22 protein-coding genes are annotated in these 25,307 nt (G+C 37.1%); 2 read left to right on the top strand and 20 right to left on the bottom strand.

What is annotated here, in order from left to right; genetic code table 11:
• Positions 1 to 1,455: 1,455 nt before the first annotated feature.
• The 18 genes from H6F42_RS20360 to H6F42_RS20275 form a co-directional block, all read right to left on the bottom strand.
• Positions 1,456 to 2,418 (bottom strand): hypothetical protein, encoded by a 963-nt coding sequence (locus tag H6F42_RS20360; RefSeq protein WP_190401218.1) that lies wholly within the window; start codon positions 2,416 to 2,418, stop codon positions 1,456 to 1,458.
• A gap of 387 nt (positions 2,419 to 2,805) precedes the next feature.
• Complete coding sequence (iolM, locus tag H6F42_RS20355) at positions 2,806 to 3,963, bottom strand: scyllo-inosose 3-dehydrogenase (protein WP_242018546.1); 1,158 nt, start codon at positions 3,961 to 3,963, stop codon at positions 2,806 to 2,808.
• Between the two features lie 72 nt (positions 3,964 to 4,035).
• Positions 4,036 to 5,199: a sedoheptulose 7-phosphate cyclase gene (locus tag H6F42_RS20350; protein ID WP_190401216.1), complete on the bottom strand. Its 1,164-nt coding sequence runs from the start codon at positions 5,197 to 5,199 to the stop codon at positions 4,036 to 4,038.
• Between the two features lie 199 nt (positions 5,200 to 5,398).
• A complete protein-coding gene (locus tag H6F42_RS20345; RefSeq protein WP_190401215.1) occupies positions 5,399 to 5,731 on the bottom strand; it encodes a hypothetical protein in 333 nt (110 codons plus the stop codon).
• Positions 5,732 to 5,740: 9 nt separating this feature from the next.
• The gene (locus H6F42_RS20340) at positions 5,741 to 6,184 is read right to left on the bottom strand and encodes a hypothetical protein (RefSeq protein ID WP_190401214.1); all 444 of its coding nucleotides are present in this window, start codon (positions 6,182 to 6,184) and stop codon (positions 5,741 to 5,743) included.
• Between the two features lie 65 nt (positions 6,185 to 6,249).
• On the bottom strand, positions 6,250 to 6,687 hold the full coding sequence (locus tag H6F42_RS20335) for a hypothetical protein (protein WP_190401213.1): 438 nt from the start codon (positions 6,685 to 6,687) through the stop codon (positions 6,250 to 6,252).
• Positions 6,688 to 6,889: 202 nt separating this feature from the next.
• Positions 6,890 to 8,047: a hypothetical protein gene (locus tag H6F42_RS20330; protein ID WP_190401212.1), complete on the bottom strand. Its 1,158-nt coding sequence runs from the start codon at positions 8,045 to 8,047 to the stop codon at positions 6,890 to 6,892.
• A complete protein-coding gene (locus tag H6F42_RS20325; RefSeq protein WP_190401211.1) occupies positions 8,047 to 8,766 on the bottom strand; it encodes a hypothetical protein in 720 nt (239 codons plus the stop codon). The genes H6F42_RS20330 and H6F42_RS20325 overlap by 1 nt, the downstream gene beginning before the upstream one ends.
• A complete protein-coding gene (locus tag H6F42_RS20320; protein ID WP_190401210.1) occupies positions 8,763 to 9,713 on the bottom strand; it encodes a hypothetical protein in 951 nt (316 codons plus the stop codon). Before H6F42_RS20320 ends, H6F42_RS20325 begins: the two co-directional genes overlap by 4 nt.
• Entirely contained in the window at positions 9,707 to 11,206 is a 1,500-nt protein-coding gene (locus H6F42_RS20315; RefSeq protein ID WP_190401209.1) for a hypothetical protein, read from the bottom strand. The genes H6F42_RS20320 and H6F42_RS20315 overlap by 7 nt, the downstream gene beginning before the upstream one ends.
• Positions 11,193 to 13,121 carry a hypothetical protein gene (locus H6F42_RS20310; RefSeq protein WP_190401208.1) on the bottom strand — a complete coding sequence of 643 codons (1,929 nt, stop codon included), beginning with the start codon at positions 13,119 to 13,121 and terminating at the stop codon, positions 11,193 to 11,195. The genes H6F42_RS20315 and H6F42_RS20310 overlap by 14 nt, the downstream gene beginning before the upstream one ends.
• Positions 13,122 to 13,125: 4 nt before the next feature.
• Positions 13,126 to 13,917, bottom strand: a complete 792-nt coding sequence (locus H6F42_RS20305; RefSeq protein ID WP_190401207.1) for an ABC transporter permease subunit — start codon at positions 13,915 to 13,917, stop codon at positions 13,126 to 13,128.
• The gene (locus tag H6F42_RS20300; protein ID WP_190401206.1) at positions 13,892 to 14,773 is read right to left on the bottom strand and encodes an ABC transporter permease; all 882 of its coding nucleotides are present in this window, start codon (positions 14,771 to 14,773) and stop codon (positions 13,892 to 13,894) included. Before H6F42_RS20300 ends, H6F42_RS20305 begins: the two co-directional genes overlap by 26 nt.
• 13 nt (positions 14,774 to 14,786) lie before the next feature.
• Entirely contained in the window at positions 14,787 to 15,314 is a 528-nt protein-coding gene (locus H6F42_RS20295) for a hypothetical protein (protein ID WP_190401205.1), read from the bottom strand.
• Positions 15,315 to 15,418: 104 nt separating this feature from the next.
• Positions 15,419 to 15,970: a hypothetical protein gene (locus H6F42_RS20290; protein ID WP_190401204.1), complete on the bottom strand. Its 552-nt coding sequence runs from the start codon at positions 15,968 to 15,970 to the stop codon at positions 15,419 to 15,421.
• Positions 15,971 to 16,132: 162 nt separating this feature from the next.
• On the bottom strand, positions 16,133 to 17,779 hold the full coding sequence (locus tag H6F42_RS20285) for an ABC transporter substrate-binding protein (RefSeq protein ID WP_190401203.1): 1,647 nt from the start codon (positions 17,777 to 17,779) through the stop codon (positions 16,133 to 16,135).
• On the bottom strand, positions 17,769 to 19,100 hold the full coding sequence (locus H6F42_RS20280) for a radical SAM protein (RefSeq protein WP_190401202.1): 1,332 nt from the start codon (positions 19,098 to 19,100) through the stop codon (positions 17,769 to 17,771). Before H6F42_RS20280 ends, H6F42_RS20285 begins: the two co-directional genes overlap by 11 nt.
• A gap of 97 nt (positions 19,101 to 19,197) precedes the next feature.
• Positions 19,198 to 20,184, bottom strand: coding sequence for an ABC transporter ATP-binding protein (locus H6F42_RS20275; RefSeq protein ID WP_190401201.1), 987 nt, complete (start codon positions 20,182 to 20,184; stop codon positions 19,198 to 19,200).
• Between the two features lie 465 nt (positions 20,185 to 20,649).
• On the opposite strand from H6F42_RS20275, the gene H6F42_RS20270 reads away from it, so the two are divergent.
• Positions 20,650 to 21,381: a hypothetical protein gene (locus H6F42_RS20270; RefSeq protein WP_190401200.1), complete on the top strand. Its 732-nt coding sequence runs from the start codon at positions 20,650 to 20,652 to the stop codon at positions 21,379 to 21,381.
• 5 nt (positions 21,382 to 21,386) lie between these two features.
• On the top strand, positions 21,387 to 22,427 hold the full coding sequence (locus H6F42_RS20265) for an NYN domain-containing protein (protein WP_190401199.1): 1,041 nt from the start codon (positions 21,387 to 21,389) through the stop codon (positions 22,425 to 22,427).
• Here the strand turns inward: H6F42_RS20265 and H6F42_RS20260 are convergent.
• Both H6F42_RS20260 and H6F42_RS20255 read right to left on the bottom strand, forming a co-directional pair.
• Positions 22,421 to 23,494, bottom strand: a complete 1,074-nt coding sequence (locus H6F42_RS20260; protein WP_190401198.1) for a DegT/DnrJ/EryC1/StrS family aminotransferase — start codon at positions 23,492 to 23,494, stop codon at positions 22,421 to 22,423. The genes H6F42_RS20265 and H6F42_RS20260 overlap by 7 nt on opposite strands.
• A complete protein-coding gene (locus H6F42_RS20255; RefSeq protein WP_190401197.1) occupies positions 23,487 to 25,259 on the bottom strand; it encodes an ATP-binding protein in 1,773 nt (590 codons plus the stop codon). The genes H6F42_RS20260 and H6F42_RS20255 overlap by 8 nt, the downstream gene beginning before the upstream one ends.
• Between the last annotated feature and the right edge of the window lie 48 nt (positions 25,260 to 25,307).

Genomic DNA, 25,307 nt, shown 5'->3' with positions numbered 1-25,307 from the left:
TCTCTATTAGAGCTAACCGTCATGAGTGACAATCAGAATCCACTTCTTAATCTAAAACGAAAATGACGACATGAAGACCTCGCCAAAGACATACCACTGGCTATTCGACAAAAAGCGAACTCGCGTTTTCTACAAACAAAAAGATTATGTCGACTACTGCATAATGATTACATTATGCTTTTTTCTTTTGCACATATCCTATTCTATCCACAATCCAGTAGGTTTCTTGGGGAGCATAATATGTGCATATATGCTCGTAATGTTTCCTATTCGTCATGGAGTCAATCTATCAGCCCCTATACTAATTAGAAGACCACTTGAATCTGTAAAATCTGTTTTATATAGAATAGTCAATATAAAATCCACATGGGTTTTAGCCATAGTACTCATGTTGAGTGATAACTGTTTTATCTTTCTAACACCAAATCTTCCACACAACTCTCAATTAATGAGGTATGTGGCGCTATCTCTATTTTATATCCACCTTGTGTACATTTCTCTATATCGAACTTTAATACTCTTTCGACATCTCCAAAAAATACCTCATATACAGGAGGTTCTGGAGCAATCTGTATATAGCAAACAAACCAGCACTATAAAATCAACAACAAGTGAAATTATATTTGCATATCTTACCGGTCTACTCACTCACATCATCACTCTTACTCCTTGGTATATGACGATCAACCTTCTGTACTTTTCATTAATATCTGCCCCTGTAACTCTCTTTCTAAGCTGTTTGATACATCAACACTTCTATAAAACTAAAAGTGATTGGTACTATCGAGACCACTGGCTCAGCCATCACATTGAATTTGATTTTGTGTACCTTCATGGAAACCACCACGATACTATACCTAGCGGTCTCATAGGTGTTGCAGGAAATGGATTTCTGGAAGGGTTTTTACGCCACACTCTTGGACACCCAACAACTTTCCTAAATCCAGTAGCAGCATTCTTTATACATAATAGAACTGTAAAGTCCGATATAAATAATCATCAATATATACCAGGCGTATACCCTTTCGTGACGACACTAGAAACCACTCATCACTCGGTTCACCATTATGGAAACCTTGCCCCCTATGGACTAGGTTTAATACTCACCGAGAAGATTCACTTTACGAATTGTCCTGAAAAAGAAAAATCCCGAATTAGAAAACTACCGAAGGCATATACAGAAGCATTAAAGCTCGACGAATCGATAAGTGGGTACTGTCGCAATAATACAAAGTTCAAACAATATAAAGAACTCGTCTTAAAATTCGAACCAAAATCAGCAGAAAGTAATAGACCTGTTGGGTAATAAGCTCAAAAAGTCTTGGAAGCTATTCTGACTAAGGGTTTAAGGGATTTCTGTTTGAAAGATAATCTCCGCAAGGGTTTCGGCGATTTTGCTGGCTATTTCCCAACAGGTCTAATTAATACCAAAACCTAAACAGACTATATCAGGTATTAAATCTTCAGCTTTCTTAATATATGATCTATTGATTCATTGAGATCGTATGCAAAAGGGTTGTGGACAAGTAACTGCGCTGAATTTAGCATTTCCATCAGACATTCCCACCTATTAGATTGAATCTCCCTTACCCAGTCCCACTCACTAGTATAATTGTTAATACAGATATCGTTGAAAGGAGTTTGTGGCGATGCTTGCATAATTCGTGCAATAACAGAATCCACTTCGACAGAACCTGTGTCTAAAATTACCACATGCTCAATTAAAGCACTGTTTGCAGTAGGTAGTCCCTCGATATCCTTTAAGGATACTTCTATCTTGTTATCCGTCGCGTGCCGACGAAAGAGAATGTTCTTGCCATTAGGGTAATATCCCAAGTCTGACTCGACCATTCTAAGAGAGCTATCACCCCGTAAACCCTCTGGTGAAATAACTTTTACCCAATCATCGCTAATAAAAGAATAAGCGGGTTGGCTTTTCAGCCCGAGGGAGATCGCTGATTTACCTTTCCCACTAGGTGCCACGATCAAAATTCCTGACCCACCTAGTGACACCAATCCTGCGTGCAGCGATACAGATGAGTTAAAAATTTCATCAAAATATCCAAATGCCCCCAGAAGATAGCTTTTGAACCACCCGTAGTGCTTTAACCCAAGTACAACAATAAAGTCCTCACCTTCGCTTAAGAGACCGATTAAATCATATTTTTCTAAATATTTTTGCTCTTCAAGAGCAGGCTCGGTAATAAAAGCAAGAGAAGGACTTTTCAAGCCTTGGAATCCTGTCCCTTTATTTGTCAAGGAATACTCATTACTAAGATGGTCTATAAAAGAAAGATCATCGCAATACACTCGTATCGAAAATCCATATAAAGGCGAATATATTTCGCCCCAATACAACTTATAGGATCTTCCAATTTTATTTAACTCTCCTTGATTTGCTACATTCCAGTATTCCATTTTTATGACACCAATATCGGTTTTTTTGAAAGGGTCTTCGTTAAAATATCTTATTATAATAACTCTATAGAAGAGATGAGATAATTTTTATAAACCTTATTCAGTAAGGTTTATAAAAATTATCTCATCTGATTTAAATGAATACTGCTCTTAAGTGCTGAAATGCTTTGAAGATGAGTTTTAGACCGATCAGAGGGTGACAGCAACCAAAATTTGAATCTTATATGGACAAAAGACCCACCACTTGATTCACGGCGTTGCAGATATTCATAATAATCGAAATTAGACACACATAAATTTTATCCTGAAATGCTTACTGGTCAGTGATTATAAATTCAAATGTTTAAATACATTTATGAACATGTGAAACAACTGATTTACCCTTAACTAAAAATTAATAAATACTTTAGATGCACTTCGCCGCATAGCTATTTTAAATGCTTCAAGCCCCTGCTCAATAGGAAATTTTTTCCCGATCATTGGTTCAATATTCAATCTTCCAGAAGAAATTAGACGTATAACATTCTGAAAATTTCCACTACCTGAGTGACCCATCGATCCAAAAATATGCCCAGCTTTTGCCTGAAAACTCGTAAAATTAATCGAGTATGTGTCTCCACTTATTGCAACGGGGATAATTTTCGCCGCTACAGCCATTGACCTCATTATTTCCGTCAATACCCCTGGAACGCCAGCAGCATCAACTAATACATCTACACCGTAACCCTTAGTAATTTCAATTAACAATCTACTTACTGAGATATAATCTTTCTCAATTGATGTAGGATCAATACATATATCAGCCCCCATAAGCTTTGCTATCTTCCTTCTTTCTTCTTGGGGTTCTACAACGATGATTTGAGAAGCCCCCCCCACTTTCAACAATGCAGTCGCAAGTAAACCAATCGGTCCACCACCAAACACTGCAGCTGTAGCACCTGGCTTAAAACCCTGCGCTCTCTTGTAGATGGCGTTATAAGCAACGCTTGTTGGCTCTACCAGCGCTCCTATATCAAACAATTTCTGGTCGTCACTTATCAAATTACGGAACTCATTGATCTTCCAGCATAACTTTGCTGGAACCGCTACATATTCTGCCATTCCACCATTTATTGTTACGCCAAGCTCTTCAAGTCTTTCACACTGATTGGGATGTCCGTTCTTACAAGAAATACACTTACCGCACCAATACATCTCTTCTACAGTTACTAGATCGCCCACAACTAAGTCCTCTACACCACTACCAACTTCAACGACTTCACCAGAAAACTCATGCCCAATCACTATATTTAGTTTAGCATGACCTGGATATAAAATATAACCTTGCTCATCATGTTCCACATAGTGAAGATCTGAACCACAAATTCCGCAAGCGCGAACTTTTACAAGCACTTCATTACTATTTGGAGAAGGCACCTCTAGTTCTTTAAGTTCTAGTTTTGGATTACGCCATACATTGTTAGAGTAAAGAGCCTTCTTAGTTGTTAATTCATATTCGGCGAGTTCATACCCTTCTTTAGGATCCCAGTCCGCACTTAAAAACATTCCTTTCACAAACACCTCAATAATTCACTATTAATACTTAAACAAGTATACTGTACACAAATTGATAAAGACTTAATTTTCATAGAATTTCCTCAATCCATTTACCGAATTAACTAGATCAATTCTATCAATAGTCTTAAGGTCACGGATGAACGTTGATTTACCTATCTCAACAGGTACCACCAAATTCAACGCCCCTCTATGCTCCATGATTTTCTCTATTGCGTACCAAAGCCTATCCACTTCATCCAGCAGATCGAATCTGACCTCCAACCCAATACGCATTAAAACTTTAATTATTCGATCTCTATCCTCTTGAGCTAGCCATCCTTTATCAAAAGATAATTGTGTTGATAGTGCCATATCCATAGCAACAGCATGACCATGCCCAATTTGGTATTGCGAATCCTCTTCTATAACGGGGCTAAAAGTGTGACCAAAATCAACGTATCTAGCCAGATCCGCTTCGTAAAAATTACTTTCAATTTGTTCAACCATAGAAATGGTCGATTCTGCAATAACTTCTTCTAGGAAATTCCAGTCATTATCCAATTTGGGCTTTATGATAGAATCCATTCTAGGTTCGATTTTATTGAACAAACCTCTATCCAGCGAGATCGCCATTTTTACGATCTCAGCAAGCCCACACCTAGATTGATAAACAGGAAGAGAAGCTAGCAACTTCACATCATTGAAAACTGCCATAGGAGGGTGAAAAGAGCCAATTAGATTCTTATGCCCATCAAAATTGACTGCTGTTTTAATCCCTACTGCAGCGTCAACTTGACCAAGTAGAGTGGTTGGCACTCGAATATAATCGACTTTTCTACGATAAATAGATGCTGCCAAGCCTACCATATCCATTAACACTCCACCTCCAACTGCAATAAAAATACCCTTTCGATCAATCCCTACAGTTTTTGCTACTTTACACAGACCCAATACATGCTCAATGTTTTTATCATTTTCAGAATCTGTAATAGATACAATTCTCGTTGCCACTGAAGCAGAACGCTTTGAGAAACATTCTTCAATAACGCATCCCAAAATGTCATAGACAGTAGAAGATACTACTACCAATACATCTCTACCTTCACAATACTCTGTGAGCTTTTTCGAGCCAAGTGAGAAAACATCTCTCTCAAACTCTATTAAGTATCTAAACTTTATATTCCCGCAAACTGTAACCTGTTCTACCAAATTCTCCTCATCTCTTAAATTAAGTAATGTTAACACTATTGTTCAATAGTAGACTTATTTGATAATAAGCTTAAAAACCTTGAAAGCAATCTGGGTATTTGAGTGTTATTACCCAACAGGTCTAGTGTCTATAATGGGTATGGCAACGATTCGTGTAAAAATGAAGCAATCGTTGTCGAAGCCCTATCTATCACTAGTCTAGACAACGGATTCTTTTGCTTACAGGCTTTCATATTTAAATATCAAAATGCTTGAGAGAAGAAGGAATCATTCTTGGTATGCTTTGAGGCTGATACATCGAGTCCTGCCTTTTCTGCATCAAAATGTCCTTGTCTGTCTGACGGATATATTCATCAGTGCTTACTATGCGCCGTAAGCATAGAACAGAGCTGCCAGCAATTACGGCTAGGGCGGAACAAGTTGGTTTTACCCAAGAGGCTTTACTATTACAGCTTAAACAAATACCAACACAATAGATACCAATAGTGGCAATTAGACTGCCCCACATTGCCATTGTTAATTGTAATCTTGCCTCTTGTGCATTAAGTTGTGACAAATTGTTAGACATAAATAACTCCTAAAAAATAGCTCCTAAAATTGCGCCAAACATTATTGCTACCCAGAGATAAAGCACGCCCCATTTAAGGTTAGGTTGTGTGTGGATAGCTCGGGCACAATAAAACCATAGAGAAAGTAAAAAGCTAGTTGTAAATATTCCTACAATCCATACAAAATTGCCGCTTACGTCATTTCTAATAATCTCAATTAGTATTGAGGTTAAAAATGTGGAAGCTGCCATGCGGACAGTTAAAACAACAATAAAGTCTGGGAAGGGAGGAACATCTAATTGCCTCCTTAACTTTCTTGTCGTTTGATTTGAGGGATGATCGCTATCTCTAGGTACTTTTATCTGTTCTATATGATCACCTAGTAAGCCTGAAGATACGGAGACATTAATATTGTGGCTATCATCAATACCACGATCATAATTATCTTCGTCATAAGTATGTCTTTGTCTCATGAATAAATCCTCTAGAAACTCACCCTTGAAAGCTCTGTAGAGATCTCTCAAGGCTTGACGTATGGTTACAAATAAATAAAAGAGCCGATTACAAGAGATGACATATTACTGACAGCTTCAATTGTCACTACTTCACTAACAAGATGAGTTAGTTGACCAGCTTTAATAGTCGTTTCTGAGGATGGAGATAGAAGATCGCAGTCTTCATCTATGCGAAGATAGGAGCAAAGTCTAACTTCACCGTGGAGAACTAAAATTCTCAGATTGACTATACAGGGTGCAATAGCTTTGATTCCGATCCCTGCTCCTACAAGCATTTCGTAGATATCGAGAGATTGAATACCTAGGGGACATTTCTCTCTGGACATCTGTAAAATTAGATCGCTTACATCTTGATGTGTTTTCGTTGCCTTGTAGTCAAGAACGACATTGGCAATAGTCTGCAATGACGAATTTTGATTAAGCCTAGAGCTAGAACGTCGATCAAAAACTTCAGCTAGCATAGTGTTATGTCCTAAAAAATTAACTTTGTGGGGTTCTAATTTTTAATAAGTTACAAAAACAAGTTGATATGGCTAAAATTTAGAGTCCGTAAGCATAAATGGTTAGCCACGGAAGAAACTAGATTACAAAGTTGAATCCAAAAGTAAATTAATACTTGTTTTTTCCTATGCCAGCCAGAATAACAAGCTCAATGTAGAATCTTTAGTTGGAAATTTGTTTTTTTATTTGTTTTTTAGTTTCTGCTTTGTATAAAAAAATCCCCGTTTCAAAAGCAGGACGATAAATCCCGTCGTTACCTTCTGGGAAAACCTGACGTGCAGGGGCAATATTTAAAGTGGCGAGTTTATTACGCAGTCGGGAAATTTCAGTTTTAAGTGGCGATTGCTTCGGGAGGATTTTTTCGATCTGTACCCCTTCATGTAAGCGCTTTCTGCCTCCCTCATCATAAGCAAAGCTGAAATCTTCGATTACACGTGAATCTAGATCTGGATTGATCGCCCCATCGAAATTAGTTTTACGGGGTTTATAGTCGTAATCCTGTTCTCTAAATACAAGCTCTTCACCACACTCAGCGCGCTGGGCAAGCTGCATGAGAATCTGAAAAGCACTCGTATGAGATTTAATGTCAGTGGGGGCAAGCTGTTTGGAGCCTGCCATTTCAATAAAAATTTTCTTTTCGATCGCCTGATTACCTTTTTCTAGTTTTACTAGGAAGTCTCTGACAGATTTGCCTAACCTTACTTCATCTACCCCGATCTCTCTGAAGAACTGATTGAGAAATACTCGATTACTGCGATATTCCTTATGATGTTTCTGCTTATATTGATCGCGAAAAGTCTGAAGCATGACATCGGGAACGCCCAGTCCAACAAGAACACGAGGAGTAGTTATTTGTCCGTCAGATGGCGATTTTTGAGAGTCTTTGAGAAGTTTGATTAGCCAACCGTATTCATAATCTGGATCGATGTCAATTGAGTGCTTATGGATGACATCAATTACGCCTTTAAGTCGGCGTAGTCTTGCAGTTTCGTGGGTGAGGGTGTCAATGTTGCCTTGACTGCGTAGTCGGGGAGCAGAGGTAACAAGAATAAATTGCATGTCTGATCTGAACTTATTGATCTCGCGGATGACATCAGAGCCACTCCAGCGTTGAAGTTCACGTTTTAACTCATCATTAGGTACGGGTGGAACATAAAGAATCTCGTCAATTAGGATAAGACGAATTTCGGGATCTTTTGCAAGTTCGATCGCTTCTTTGGCAAGTGCTGTGTAGCGACATTTAAACCCAGCTTGAGTGAGTCGGAGATTATGTCGTGCTAACCAGATTTCTTCGTCTTCGAGAATGAGGATTATTGCCATTAGTCTAAACTCAACGCTTCACCATTTTGCGAGATCGTATCACCCCAACCATTGAAAACTTGTTGTAATATTGCTATCTGTTCTAAGTTACAAGTTTGTTCTGAGCGCACGGTTTCGATCCAGTAACGGAAATGCTCTTGAATTTGGGCAGTTTGTTGGTTAATTTCTATGCGAGCATGGCGGGCAGCGGGGGTGCGATCGCAAATATCTCTAATAACGATCGATAGGGTATCAAGTTCGTACTCTAGATTATGATTAGGTTCAGTAAGGCGCTTTAAGCAAGGAGCAATTTTAGTTTTTAGTATTGCTTTAGGATTAGTTTTTAGTTCTTTTTGAAGCTGTTTGAGTTTAGTATCTAATAATGGTTGTAGGTTTAGAACCTTGGTGAGGATATCTATTAGTTGGTAGGGGTACTGACAGGCTTCATGACTGCCTTGACTCCAACGTAAGATACGATGCTTTTCTTTCAGTTTACTGAAGGATTCTGCGGATAAGACAAGAATACCACCGCCAAATCCATGGAGACGAAGCGAGGCTAGATATTTTATTTGGTTGGTAGTGATAATTAAGGGGGATAGTTTACAATAGCGACTCAAATTTATTACATCGGCAGGGAAGATCGCTTGTTGCTCTATTTCTAGACAAGCTGATATTGTCACGATTGCTGACGTACTAACAGGATCACCTTTGAGTGTCAATATTGCTTTCGGCTTTGTCATGGAAGAGGGGCGATTCCTGTTAAGTTAACTACTTGATATTTATTTTCAAGTCTATTGGCGATCGAAACATAGGCACGAGCAACTATTAATGGATCTTCAAGATTTTTTCCTTTCAGTAAATCTAAGAGCTGGAGAATACAATCACAAACTTTTCCACATTTCTTCTCATTCCATTCTTTTTCGATCTTCTTCTTGATTTCATCTAGAATAGATGAACCTTGTAAATTCATTTCTGCAAATGGGTATAACCACCAACTTATTTGTTGAACTACTGATTTTTTATTTAAAACATCTTGACTAATTATTGAGGAATATTCGCTTGAGTTGTTAAAATCTATCCATCCCATTTTTTCTAAAGCTGTTGTAACTTCATGGTTATCAAAATCAGTATGAACTGCTAGATAACCCTGACAAAGAATAGAAAGTGCAGGAAGAATCTCAAGCTTTTCTCCTTGCAAAATTTGAAAGAACTCTTCTTTGTTATTTCCTAATGTATAAGCCTCAAGAGCCATCTCCAAGTTCATCTCATTCCCATTAGAAACAGGATATTGAATTACACAAAAGTTGGAAATAGTCTGTTGCTCTAGTTTTAGGTTCCAAATAGTAGAGGAGCGATCTACATTTAATTCAAATCCTTCGTCTGTTTCGGTTTTAATTAATGTACCACCCGAGTAAATCACTACAAGTGAGCTTGGTAAGGTTTCAACAATGTAATTAAAGAATTCAACATAAGGAGTATCTATCCCCAGTATCTGATCGCTGATATGTATAAAGAAGATATTTGGACAAGTACTAGATTCATCAACTAATCTTGTTTTATCGACATCTTGCCAGCTACTTGCAAGTAAAGAATATTCTAAAAGATTATATTTTTTCGCAAGTTGTGAGATTGTAAATCCTCTAGAGCCAGATCCAATTTTAGAGTCAAAAATTCTAATCTTTAACATATTTCGCAGGATTTAAGATTGAAGTTAGGTCTTGGTATTGTAATTCTAAGTTCAGTGCAATTTTCACACCCTTCGGCATTTTTAACAAAAGATGGATTTTTCCCTTCAGTAGAAATTAAGTTTCTACCTGCTTGCAACTCTAATTTACCCTTGTATCTTAGACAAACAATTTTTGAAGCATCTCTCATCCCTTCATCGTCAAGAATGTATAAGTTGCCAACATCTACTTTTTGGAGATCTAATTTGCTCAGGAGCTTTGGATTGAATTTTTTGGTTTCTGCAACAACATCAGAATATCTCCAAGTAAATATAATTTCTTTATCAGATTCGTTAATATTTAGGCAAGGAAGACAATCAGAGACATGAATTCTATTACGCGCGGCTATCTGGTTTAGATAAACTAAATCTCCAGAATAAAATCCAAATGTTTCTCCGAACTTTCTCATATATCCAAGTGATGATTCTTCAGATGGAGCTTTTCCACAGAAGTTTAATTCAGAAAACTCTATTCTAAATTTGGAAAGAACATCATTCTTAAGATAATTTAATTTGTCAAATGATTCTTGAAAGACAAAATTTTCAGAAATAGATGTTATTGGCTGATAAGAACAACCCTTGCCAGTTCCGTTAAATTCTAAAGCTTCCAAGATTCCTGAACTAATCTTACACTTAGCTACGCTTTCAACATTGTAAGGATGATCGCAAATATATTTAAATGCTACTTTCCAATCAAATTCTAAAATATTACTAATATAGTCACGCGAATCACTATCCTCCGAATTCTGAGTGATTTTAGTAACTTGCTTTGGGAATAATGATCGCAAAGTCCAATAATCTTGAATATCTACTTCATCTTCTCTGCTATCAGGAACTGCCTCATCGTCCCAGTTTTGCCATTCACTATTTTTAACATTGAGGTAAAGCTCTTGCCTTAACTCATAAGTTTGACGATTAATAACTTCAATCTGCTTTTTAAGAAGATATTGGTCAACTTTTTTCTCAAAGCCGACAATATCTTCAATTACTTTTTCTCTTATAAAAGAAATATCTTTTTGTCTTTCAAACAATGGACTTAATATTTTTATGTTGTCAAATAATATCTTAGTTTCATCTGATCCAGAATAAATAACTTTAGGAGAATCGTTGTTTATATAACTAAAACATTTTAGACCTCCATATTTAGCATTTTTTTCTCTGTCAGGTAAATCGTAAAATTCATTTTCAGACAAGTCGAGATCTATAACATAAAAATCATATCTGTTATTCTTTAATAACGTAAAAGCATCACTAAGTTTTTGATCAATTCTATTTATTTCACCCATAAAATTTGGACGGCAGATCTCAAACAATATTGAAGTTTTATCAGGATTAGGATTGCGAACATTGACATTATCACTTACGTAATCTCGAAGAAGAAAAAAATCTCTGATAATTCTATACCATCCATATGTGGCATCCCTATCATCAACAATAAAGCATTTAAATTGTTTCATTATTTCGTCCTACAGTAAATAATTTATCACTAAAAAGTATATATGACGCAAATCCCCCTTGGTCTCTTCCACCTTTGGGTTCTCTAACTGCTACTCGAAGATGGCTTGAAAATAAAGATAATATGTTTTCGTCAATAATCCTTAACACACATTTATTTTGATATTTTTCTTTAGACTTATAAAAGTCAATAATACTTAATGTTTCTTGAGGAGTTTCACCATCATTCGACGAGCTAAAGATGATGTATTGCTCATTGTTATTGACCTTAAATAAAACATCTGTCTTTTTAAATCTCCATGCATGTCTATTAATATTTGAGAAAAGTTCAAAGAAACATAAAAATAATGGGAAGAATATACTTTTATTACTTGAAGGTATTCTAATATTTATTTCTTCTAAAGTATGAAAATCTAAGTTAGATTCAATCAAAGACTTAGCTAGCATATCGGATTCTACATCGGAATATAATTTATGAAAAGCATCTTCAATGTATATGTCGTCATTTTCCTTAATTATCGAATCAACAAACTTATTTATTGATTCAATCAAGTCTCGTGAAGTTTCATATTTAATTGTATCTTCATTGTCTATCATAACAAATGTTATTAGATAAATACATTTAATAAAATAAATTATAGGATATTCAAAATAAAAAGCGGAATCAACCTCAGATTTTTTAGAATCGAAATTGAAGTTACCTTTCTGTCTCATTAAATTAGAAAAGCTTATAAAATAAGCTATAGATTCAGACCGTATCAAGTTGATTGGTGGAGTTTTACTCTTTTTGATATAAGTCTGACTAATATATTCATTTAATTTTAAGGCAAGAGAGTTATACAAAGATTTTTGCATATGTGCAATAGATCTTTCTTTATCATTATCAGCCCTAATTTTTGCATGTTCTCTTGCTGTACTAAAATCTTTTTCTATTTCTTGAATTGGATTTAAGTAATCATTTACTAGTCTTTTTTTTGTGCAATCTTTTAATTTTTCGTTACTAATGAACCATTCTGGAACCCAAAAATTAAATTTGTATTTATTGTATTCTACTTCCCATTCAACCATTTCGTCAGTGTAACCTTTTGGATAATCTTCTTCCACTAAAGGTAGATGAAATGCACTTTTTAATATATTTCTAGCGTAGGATTCAAAATCACCATTTTCTGCCAGTTCTGTTCTCCATTCTGGGATTTCAATTGCTCGACTCATTTGCTCTTTAGCAAGATTAGGAACGACAAAATTTTGAAGTAATTTCTCTAGTTTCTTTATTTCTTTTACTACTTTCTTGGACTTATCTTCACAATTCACACTAAAGTAACCTAAACCTAAGTAGAGTCCATCTTGTATTAGTGGAACAATATATAAGTGATATTTATCATATTTATTAACTTCTCCGCCACCATGAACAATTTTTTCTTCCAGATCAATAGATCGCAATTCGTCATGACTAATAATTTCTTGTTTTTTAAAAATACAATTTACGATAAAATCTCCCTCAGTGCTACCATAATTGGCATTACAAAGCTTCATAATAAAATCGGTTGAGCAATCCCATAAATCATCAAAATTCTTCTCGAAACCTTTTGGAATTTTGATCAATAATTCTTCTGCTCTTTTCTCGGAAATCGTTCCTCTTTTCCAAGCATGATATACTCCACCAGACACAGTAAAATTCCACTGATGAGGTCGATCTAAAAACCAATTTATATCTTCTACCTCTACTTCAGTTTTAATTGATTCAATTACTTTAAGTGGTAAAGCTATACTATAAGAACCAGTTAAATGGGAAAAAATCTCCAGAATTAAACGTATATCAGTTGCTGATTCTTCTTCTCCCAAGACTATTTTTGTAAGTTCGTAAGCTTGATCCACAAAAGTCTGCCATTCAGATTCGCGATCATGTTTTTGTTGCATAACTCTATCTATCCTTAATATTTTGGTACTGTAATATAACTATAAATGTTGTTGACGCCAATAAAATGGATGGATACAAAATCATATTTGTATTTAGATAAGCTATTCCCTGACGTAATATTCCCCCTAAAGTTGGAGTAGGATCTGGATACGAAAGTCCAAGAAAGGCAAGTACTAATTCAGCTTCAAATAATGAAACTAGGTTAAGAAGAACTATTGGAAATACAAAAGGCAATACATTGGGTAATATTTGATTTTTGTATAGATTCCATTCACTCATTCCCATTGCTCTAGAGAATAAAATGTAATTAGATGGTTGGACTTGCTTAGTTATATCTCTCACGGAACGATATATTGGTACCCAATTGAAAAAGCCCAATATCGCAAACTTAATCTCAACCAAATCACCTTTGAGTCCAATAAATACAATTAATCCAACGATAAAAGTCGGAATTGACCAGATCGCCCCTGAAATAACTTCTAAAACACTTCCAGCCCAACGATCTTTTGCTGCTAATAAACCAGCAGGAATTGCAATCAATAAAGTGGTTAGCATAGTCAAAGCCACTAAGCCCAACGATCTGCCAAAGCCAAAATATAGTCTAGACGCTAAATCTCGACCTAAATTATCTGTACCTAGAAAAAATGGCAAGCGCATAGGCAAAAATCGTAAATCAGGATTTTGAACTAGAGGATCAGGCAAATAAAATAATGGTAACAATACCACTATTACTGCAAAGAGGCATACAAGCAACTTTTTTTGAGGCAATTTATCGAGTGCGAGGATCGAGAGCATATAAAGTAATGGCTGACAGAACGTTCATTAAACTAAATACAAGTACGATCGCAAAAGAAATACCTGTAATAATTGGATAATCCAATCGTTCGGTAGCGTTCAAGAGCAAAGTACCTAAACCAGGCAGAGAAAATGAAATCTCTATAAAAACTGTAGCAGTCAAAAGATAAAGCAACAAGTTTGTCAGGCTAGTCACCAAAGCAACTGCCGCAACTTTTAACGAATAAAGGGCCACTTGCCATTCAGGAAAGCCCCATGAGCGAGATGCTCTTGTGTAGTTACTAGACAAAATTTGCACATATTCTTGGTAAACGGTTAGGGCTACTATAAAAAGCGGTACGAGTGACAAAAGTACTACTGCTACTGAGTAAGATGGCTTAATCCATCCTAATTGAAATCCTAATCCGTAAACAACCAAGGTACTAAGCACTAGCGAAGGCAAAAGTGCAAAAGAGGCTCCTACTGTTAGTAAAAATTTTCCCTGCTTTGGATAGTATGCAACGACAATTCCTAAGATTGTTCCCAACACACCACCAATTAGTAACGACGGTAATACTAGTTTTAGTGAATTACTTGCGGATGAAATAAGAAGCGGTGTAACAGGTTGACGAAAAGTGTAACTCTCTCCTAAATCTCCCTGAAATGCCTTTACCGTCCGAACTAGAAGCCTCTCAAAGAAAGGTCGATCTAGTCCTAGTTCACGCTCCAGAGCCACCACTTCTGCTTGTGAAGGTTTTGTGCCTAATAGAGTACGCGCCACGTCTACACCAATAATGGACTCTGATGCTCCAATTAGTATCAAAGATAGAATGATGGCAAGAAAAGCCTCAATAATATGTGAACGAATTGTAAGCATCAAAATCACCTAACTAACCTATAAAAGAATCATCAATATAGTTACCATCCAAATCAAACTTTTGTTTGTCGAGATTAAGAATTCCTTTAACATCCTTAAACTCTGGTAGGGCAGTCTTATAACTATATTCAAGATAAATTGGTGTGAAAACACATAAATACTCTAAAGAATCAATAGCAACATCCCAATTATTTGCAATATAGATAGGATAAAGATGGCGAAATATTGAGGAGTCAATGGAAACCTTTGTAAACTTTCCACGGAGGAAGAGTCGAACATATGACTCAGGATCTTCACCAAGTACTTCTGGATTAGAGATTAGAAAACTGAACGTTCTATCTGCTTCAATATTCTTCAACTGCCGCCAACCTTTAGCAATTGTCATTAACAACGCATCATTGTGCCTGACATAATAGAAATACGAAGTTTCAACTTCATCAAGATAGGAAGCAGAAGCAAGCAATCCCCATTTGAATTTAGGGGCTAAATTATCTGCAAACTCCCAACATTTACTCAAACTGCTTCTTATATCTTTTGCCATTTTATTCTCTTAGCCTACAAGGCAATACCAATTTCGTTCTTTGGAGGATGCTTATAATCACTTAAGATGATCTCCTTTAATAAGGGAAACCATCTTGGTAAGATTCAAAGAAATTCGACGTAATTGCCCTCTAAGTCCAAAGATCCTTCAGGAAGAGTGACCTCAACTGTTACAGCCTCATAGCCTTCCGAAACAGAAGAGCGTAAACCATGCTGTACAAAGGTTGGAGTTAGCACCAAAACATCAGGATTTGTGCCTAAAACAGGATTGTTAGGAATCTTTTGACGGCATATAGACAAGTAATACTCCCGTTTCATGTCTTCGCATGGGTCAACTTTACCCCGAATTAAAAATCGAGCATATTGTTGAGGATCGGAGTCAAACAATTCTGTATTAGCTACCAAAAAAGAGAACACCTTGCCAGCAACTACATTCTCATACTGACGGAATGCTGCATTAGGAGGAGTAACAAACAAAATCAGGTTATTTAAACTGGCAAAAAAAATGAAAGATGGAACCGCAATATCGTTATTAGCTTCATCTTTTTGATGAGAAGCAAGTACTCCCCATTTGTAATGATCCAAAATAGTCCATAAAGCTTGCAACTTCTTTGCGTCATTCGCTGTTGTCAAGTTTTTTAGCTCCTCAATAGTCATAAACCAACTCCACAAATTAATTTGAGAAAATCCTTACAAAATATATATAGATTACAGAATTAAGGATAAGCATACAAATTACAGAAAAAGAGCTTACTGTAAAGACTTTTAGGTATTATAGGGATGTAACTTAGTTACATCCTTATAATACTCTGTGAAGAACTAAGATTTTTTCACATCGTTCAAAATCAATGAAAAACTAAGTGAGTTAACCTTTAACCCTTCAATTCCTTTTCTTTCGACTATGACACGTTCAGGAGAATATAGAAAAACCCAAGGAGCGTCATCACGGATAATTTGATTCATTTGTCCAAATAATCCAGATGCTTTGGTTGGATCTATCTCTTTTAATGATTGACTGTAGAGAGCATCAAACTTTTCATTTGAGTAGAAATAAAAGTTGTTACCTCCAGGTGGAAAATTAGCTGTGACAAACTGAGAAAATCCATTGTCTGGAGAAGGGAAGTCAAACCCAAAGTACACTTTAGCAATGTCATACTGCCCTTTGACAAGCTTATCTATCCATACCGATTCTGGATTCTTATCAATACGAATTTTCACACCAATAGTTGCAAACTGACTCTGAAGAAACTCAGCCACAGCAATACTGGTTGTTGAGTTATCAGTCATATAAAGTAATTCTTGCCCTTTATATTCTGAAGTTTTCAATAGTTGCTTCGCCTTTTCCAGATCCTGAGCATAGACGACCTTATTGTCTGCCCCAAGCATTGACTGAGCAAGAACCCCATTAGAAGGCTTGGCTAATCCATTGAGAACTGTTCGGATTAATTTCTCTTTGTCAACTGCATAATTTAGCGCCAGCCTAAAATTCTTATCTTTTACAACACTGTTTTTTAAGTTAAGCCCAAGGTAGTGAGTAATTAAAGTGACTGGGCGAATCACTTGAGATTCAGCAAACTGTCCTTGAGGTTTTCCGCTAGGATCGATTACTTGATTTGCAAGAGCAGGGGATGCCTCAAATACATCTAGTTGCCCTTGAACAAAGTTAGTTAGTTGAGTTGCATCTGATTTAATAATTTTAAATGTAACCCCACTAAGATTAGTGCTAATTTGCTGCCAATACTTAGGATTTTTATCTAGAGTTATTTCTCCAGATCCAGTGTTCCAAGACTTAAATTTAAACGCTCCAGTACCGACAGGATGGCTACCCCACTGTTCTTTATAAAAATCTACAGCTTCTTTAGGAATAATAGAAGCAAACGCCAAAGACAACCTTGCAGGAAGTTGTGCATATGGTTTAGTCAATTTAATTAATACAGTCGTATCATCCTCAGCAACAATGCCTGAGACAGACTTTGCTTTACCTTCCATAAACTCATTAGCACCTTGTACTACATCAGACAAAGTAAAAGCTCCAAGAGTTTTAGATTTAGGATCTAACATCCTTTGCAGCGAGTAAATTACATCTGCTGCAACTACTTTACGAGCAGTGCCTTTAAAACAAGGATCGTCGTGAAAAAATACGCCATCTCTAATTTTAAAGCGCCATTCCTGCCCTGCTTTAAGAGGTTCCCATGACTGAGCAAGGAGAGGAATTAGTTTAAGATTTTCATCGTAACCAACAAGAGTTTCCATAACCTGAGCAGAAACAAGCCTTGGATTGCTTTCTGCTAATAAAACAGGATCGAGAGAAGTTATATCAGTACTGACAGCATAACTAAGAACCTTTTGAATTTCAGGTGCTTGTGTTGTTGTAGATGGACATCCACTCAGAATTATGGATAATACAAGAGAACACGCAAGCAGTACTACTAATTTTACATTCTTCCAAAAAAATTTAACGAACAAGAGCTACCTCCTTTGCTGATTTGCTGATTGTTTTATATTGATATTCATCCCAAGTACAATTGGGATCTTTAACGTTATAGTTACCGTAGACTGCTTTAGCAAGTAAAGGATCTCCGCCTAGACAATGCTGGAAGCAGGCTTTATTGCGACATTCTGAATAGTCGTATGCCATCATCATCTTATGCAATGGTGACCCCAATGCAATAGCTTTGGCATACACAGCCTGCGCTGTCTCATCTTTAATGTTACCGATCGCAAACTGGTGATAGTTAGATTGCGTAAGAGGCTCACAACCACCAATAACAAAACCATCTGCTGAGATACGGAGTGTGTGTCGCCAATACTCTGGGATTAGTTCGGGACGAAGTACAACTTTAATTAGATCGTTAACACAAATCTCTTGATAGAGATGACCATAGGAATCTTGCCGAATTTCCTCAGGGACTAACCATCGCGACTCAATTAATGAGGGAAGAAATGCGCCTCCGTAAGAAGGAACTTCCAAGTAGATAGTTACAGGCTTAGCGGGCTTTAACCAAGCTAGTTTCTCAAACAAATCATCCAAAAAATTTGGAATATCAGATTTGCCCAATTGATACTCTTGCATTTTTACTGCCATCAGAGGAGCAACGTTAAACCACTGTACTTGCTCTTTTGTACTTAAAGAACAAATTAGATCGATGATTGACTGAGTATTAAAGCGAGTGAGTGTTGTGGACACCATAATTCTTTCTGCAATTTGTCGCTTTACTGCTATTCGCAAGTTCTCAATGGTTACATTAAATGTACCCAGACCACGCATTGCATCATGTTCTTCTTGCATCCCATCAATTGAGATGTCCAAGTAATCAAGTTTAATCCTTGCCAAATCATCAGCAAACTTATGGATTGCTAAGCCATTAGTTACGCCACCAAATTTTAGATCTGTATGAATAGAGCGAAGCTCCTGAAGATGTTCAAACATAGGAATAGAACGACCAGGGGTAAGCGCATCTCTATCTGTCGCACAAATTATCCTTGTACCTAAGTCATTAATAAATTCTGTAAGAGTTTCTAGCAATCTTGGCATGGGAATGAGGCTGTCACTCATTTGACCTGCTTCATACCCCAAAAAACATTGTTTACATTGCAATCCGCAAGTATTTCCAATTCCAACTTCTACTTGCTTTGGAATAGCATTTTGAGCAATTGTGCTAAATAAGCTCACACCTGAAACTTTCTTGCTTCCAATGTCTTTCCAAGCCTTTACAACTGGAATGTCAAATCCTTGTGGGTCTTCAAAGCTTGAAAAGATACCTCCTTTAGAACCTCCAACTGGCATATATTTTTCTCCTGTTTTACTAATTTTTTTGATGGATCGATTAAATTCCTAACAATTAAGACTTGAATAGCAACCATATAGTTCCAATATAGTTGCATTATTCTCTTCTTCCTTCTGCAAAATTCAAACAAGCAACGAAATGATCTGTATCCATTTTATAACTTTCAGGATCAATCTCAATACATTTGTCAAAAGCTACTGGACATCTAGGCTGAAATCTACACCCTACTGGGATTTGACCACACTTAGGGACTTCTCCTAGCAGGTGAGGTCGCCCTCTGCTATTTGGGTCTGGCATTGGAATAGCTTCTAGTAACGCTTGTGTATAAGGATGAAGAGGCGATGCATATAAAGATTTTACAGGCGCAGATTCGACAACTCGCCCCAGATACATTACTGAAACGCGATCACACATTTGAGCTATAAGTCCTAAATCATGAGACACCAAAAGGATAGACATATCATACTCTTGTCGAAGTTCCATCAGCAAATCCATGATTTGTGCTTGGATTGTCACATCTAGTGACGCAGTTGGTTCGTCAGCTATGAGTAACTTTGGCTGACAAGAAATCGCCATCGCGATCACAATACGTTGGCACATACCTCCGCTAAACTGGTGAGGATAGTCATGAATCCGTTTCTCTGCATCAGGTATCCGAACCGACCTTAAAAGAGTGATCGCCTCTTCCTGCGCCTCCTTTTTAGACAGGTTGCGGTGTAATTGCAAAATGTCTATCATCTGTTCGCCAATTGTGTAAACAGGATTGAGCGATGACTGAGGATTTTGAAAAATCATAGCAATTTCTCGCCCTCTAACCTTTCTCATCTCATTTTCATCAAGATCTAACAATCTCCTGTTTCGCCACAAAATATGACCTTTGATATAGCAAGACTTCTCTTGAAGTAATCGGAGGATTGACATACAAGTAACTGATTTGCCACTACCTGACTCCCCTACCAAACCAGTAATTTCTCCTGGGCGAACAGATAAATTGACACCATCAACCGCTGTCAGTAGCTGCCTACCATTTGACTTAAACTGAACTCGCAGATCATCAACGATTAAACTTGAACTATTGTCCATTTTTTTCATGTGCTGGCACACTGTTTTTGGTTTTTTAGAATGGTTATTTTACAACTTTGCCAATACTTACCAAATTTTTTAATTTACGCTATATACGTTAATGTTACAGAAATATTTGATTCTCAGATTTTCTTTCTAAATCCATTAACCACAGTGGTTATAGCTTTTTTGTATTTGTAACTAGGTTACAATTTATATGTTGGATTAATTATCATTTGGATAGGTCGAAACTGTTGTTAAAGCTACATAAATTGAATACGTAAAGTAATTGCTCTGTCTTACTTCTGTTGTAATCTCAGTATTTTTATACAAGTTCACTAAAATATAACAGAGTGATCGCTACATACTTTGTTGGGAAAATGTAGTTTTTTACATGGTATATTTCTGTAAAGATATTTTGTCCCTATGCTAAACAGAATTATTGCTAAAATATTTCTAGATATTTAGATCAAGCGCACTACAAAAATGAAAAACTGGTTAATTTTAGGTAACAAATTTCAAGAAAAAGCGCTTCAACAAGTCCTCAGCCTACTTATCATCCCAAAAGATATAAATGTTCAAAATCTGCCTTACCCTCAACTACCTGAAGTACAAGAATATAAAACAATAATTAATAAATACGATTTGATAGTCAGCATAGGCAGTCATCATACAAATCGTAAAGCTTCTATAAAAATTATCTTTTGGCTTTATGAAACACTTCTATGGAAAGGGACTAAGCTCATATCAATATGTGGAAACTCCGAAGATAAATCAAAATCTGTGAAAGAAAAGCTAAGGCAAATACTCAAAGCTTCGATGGATGAACCTAGAGGGATAAAGTTTATCTCTCATCCGATAAACTTATCAGTGCTCATTAGAGCTATATCTAGACTAGGTAGGACATCTCAGAGTGATTGGACTAGATATAAAAACTTAAAGCCCTTACGAGATCAGATCTGCATTGCTATAGAAAAGTTTAACGAGAAAGACATAGCAAGTAATCAAAATAAAGCATTAGGAATTTATCAAACTATAAATGAGTTTGGCTACAGCTCTGTAGAATGGGATGTTCGCTTAGGACATGAGAGAATGCATAGGCTAGAAGAATTACAGAGTATAGCTCCTCACATTAAAGAGTTGTCTAAAAATAATCTTAAAGAGTTTTTTGATAACGCTGCATATATTTTTCGTGTTCAAAGCAGAGGTGATTTATGATGTCAATGTTGCTCATAGAAAATGACTCTTTAGTTGATACGGCACTTTATAATATGTATAAAGAAGTTCTTAAAGATATTGGCTACGATCTAGAAATTATTTCTGCTATAACTCGATATGAAGGACACACAAAAGCATTCCCAGATTATCAAGGAAGTTTTTGTGATTATATTATCGACGAACTACTTGAGAAAAGAAAAAATTGCTACGATTTAATTTCAGTTGACATCGATTTGGGCGATGGAGGTAATGGATATGACATCCTTAAATGGGCTCATGAAAACCATGCTTGTAAAGGCGCAATCATTTTTACTTCAACAGCTTTTACTCGCGATCCTAAAAAGAAAATGGAAGACCATTCAGCACTAGAACGTCATGTCCAAGAAAATTTTCCAACAAGAGAGAGGAGGTTAGTTTCTTACAAGACCCCAGACATTGGCGACTCCATTAAAAAGCTTAAAGAGAAACTCCTCAAATATGAACCAGACTTTAATCGTTGTAAAATTCAAAGTCTCTTTTTCGAATCACTTCTCCCTCGTGTAGCTGTTTATATTGATGCAAATAACATTGAGATATCTAGCGAAAAGGGCACAAAAGGTGATTTGAATGAAATAGATTTTTTTATAGATTATCAAAAACTTGCTAATCACTTTAAACGAGATACTGCAACATGCGACCTATTCTTTTACTATTCAGTAAATCGAAAAGAAAGTCGAATCAATGCTGGCACTCCAAGCTTGGAAGATATTACTGGTTTTGGTTATTGGGTTTTCCATACCGAGGCGCGTACAGTTGCCAATTTAGATCAGTTAATTGCAATACATGTCGTAAGCCCAGAAAATTATGGTAAATACGATATTGTCATTCTTGTGACTGGAGATCGAAGCTTTAGACTTACGATTGAGGAATTAAATAGACTGAACTTTAAAGGAAAGATAATGGCTTATGGAATTTTAAACAAGCAGCATGGACTAAGAGATGCAGTGGAAACTGACAATTTCACATCTTTAGAAGCATTGAAAGCAGAGATTCAAGTCGATCAATGATGAGAGATTAGACAGAATAAGCGTTTTATCAAAGCTTCAAGTTGATCAAGTTGATGAGGGCTAATTGACTGGTATTTATTCCCATACTGCGCTAAAAATGCAGGCTGTTGGTAAATAAGTCTTACAGGCGGCGACTCCAACCTTACAGAAAAACCGCGATCACCTAAAGCTTTTAGTAAAGCTTCATCTTGAGGTTCATCCTTCCATGTCGCACTCATGCGGAAAAAACTAGGCACGATCTCCCATTCACGAAAATCAATGGGCTCGGTTAATCCAATTTCATTGAGTGCATCAATTAGCTCAAAACACTCAACCTGATGCTCTGCCACAGACTCCAATGACTCCGCAAATACAGCATTTGCCCATATAGCCGCCAGAGGATGTATTCTCGCATTAGTTGCAAACTCATTATCCAGATCGAGTCCTAATTCCAGCCTCTGGCGCATCGGGTGCTGCGTCCACCAAAGTAACTTGCGATAAAGATCTTCATTATTAGTCAAGATCGCACCACCCTCACCAGCAAATAGAGATTTACCAAAGGTAAAGGAAACAACCAAAGCATCAGCCAATGCGCTCGCTGGTAAGTCATTGCGAGATGCCCCGAAACTCTGAGCCGCATCAGCTATATAAAAAATGCCATAACGATCAGCGATCGCTCTCATAGTCAAAGCATCACAGGGTACACCATACAAATCAACTCCTAAAATAGCCTTTGTATTTGGCGCGATCGCCTTTCTTACAGAGTCTGGATCTAAGGTGAGAGTATGATCAATATCTGCAAATATAGGCTGACAACCAACTTGCAAAAATCCGGATAACGAAGCACCATAGGTATAAGGCGTAGTCACAAAAGTAGAGTCGCCGAGTTCCAACGCCATCGCGATCGCCCATAACCCCATAGTAGCACTGCTGACACATAAGGCATATTTCATCCCATAATGACGCTCTAGCTTCTCTTCTAGCTCAGCGATCGCGCCAGCACCCAATAAAGACATCTGTTGCAAAGTCGAACTAGACTGAGCTTCGAGAAAATAATTTGTAATCGCAGCGATCGGATTCTTAAACATTGGCTTTAGGTTCGTATTTTTCGATTTGTTTGTCTAATTCCTGATGATCGATATCACCAGTCAACGGATCGACAATCATTTGTAAATGCGGAGGGAAAGGATAGCTGGCAGGATCGTCACTCCAAGGTAGAAAAGACTGATAGGAGCAAACCTTAATTGCCCAAAGATCAGCATAAATGGCTGAATCTTGATTTGATGATCCACAAAAGTCTTTAGCAGCAAAAAGAATAGCTTCAGGAGTAAGTGGATTGATCAGCAAAGACGCTTGAGCGATCGCGCCACGAATGTGACGGGCATTAGCCCCTTTGAGATAAAAGATTTCTGCTGCCTTTTGAATCTGCGGATCTTGAACATCAAAGCTAATATTAGAAACGCGACCAGCCGTCTCCACCAAAATCGCAGGAAAATCAGTACCTAAAGGATGAAGAACAGGAATAAATACGAAACGACTCTGCATCGCTGCTCCAATTCGCCAAGGACAATTCGTAGTTCCGATCAGGAGAGAATTACCTCTTCTACTTTCATCTGACAGAATACTCAGCAAAATCGCAGTTACAGATTTACTAGCGCCAGAGTCTCCATCAAAGTCAGATCTCTGCAAAGGCAACATTTCTGTGATTTCATCAATAAAAATGATATGTGGTGAAAATCCACTTAGAATTTGTTTCATCAAGCGCATCTTTCTCTCTGTTTCACCGACCAAAGAACCTTTAGGACTCTGCATCTCAAAGGCAGGTGCATCAGCTTCACTAGCGATTTTGAGCGATAGGTCAGTCTTCGCTGTCCCCGGTGCACCCACAAAGATTAGGTTTGCAGGCATGGATGGATTCGCATTCTTTAAAGCTTGTGCGAACTTTTGCACTGCTTGAAATGGAACTTGAATGTTTCGCCCTTGCAGTTTGACATCCTTGACTCGCGCAGTATTTAAAGCTGATAGGGTTTCTTCTGAAAGAGTAATAATACTATGCTCTTTACCTGTAGTTAGTTCTTGGGCTGTGATCTTCTTGCCACTAAAATGAGAGGCCCGCATTGCCGATTCTAGAGGACGTAAAGGCATACCACTGACAAGATTAGCAATAGATTGATCGTCCAAGCCAGTATCAAAAATAGCTTGGAGATAAGCTGAACGTAAAGCTGGCAGAGCAGCAAGAATCTCGGCTTTATCTGGCTGTGGCAAGCGAACATGATGTAATCCACTCACCAATAAATCATCGATCATCCCTTCTCGACCATGTACGATTAGAAGATTACCACTCTTACGCATTGCCAAGTTCTGAGAGGTAAGATGGAGCGACTCGATCGCCATCAATTGTTCTCTGGTCTGGTTACCATTTTGAACACAAGGAAATTTATGTTCAGCAAATTCAATCAGAACCAGAAATTTCATTGGCTGACCATTAGCCCATTTTAGCCCTTCAGCAGAACTCCGAACCAAAAGTAAAGTAATCCCTCTAATCACCATGGAGAATTCGTGTTCATCTGGCTTCAAATCATTGAGCTTACTCTCTCTCAGAATGGCTTCGATTGCCTTTTGATCGGCAGAGTTACTAACATCAATCCTTCCCCAATCTAGCCCACTTGCAAAGCTGAATGTAATCACTACCATATTGAGAGAATCTTTGGCATAGCGTTTGATAATCTCGCGTAGAGGACGAATCTTATCATCTTCTGCCAGCGCCAATTCATCTAGCGATCGCCCTGTCAGATAAATAGCAGGTCGCCCCTCTTGTGTATGTGGATTGAAGATCATTTCTCTAGTCACCATAGATTTCTCCGTACAACGTTTAATTTCTTGAAATTATTTAACTTTTAA

Source organism: Pseudanabaena sp. FACHB-1998, assembly GCF_014696355.1.
In the GTDB taxonomy this organism is placed as follows: Bacteria; Cyanobacteriota; Cyanobacteriia; order Pseudanabaenales; family Pseudanabaenaceae; genus Pseudanabaena.
The sequence above is the reverse complement of the archived record's forward strand: the minus strand, read 5'-3'. Positions and strand labels throughout refer to the sequence as shown.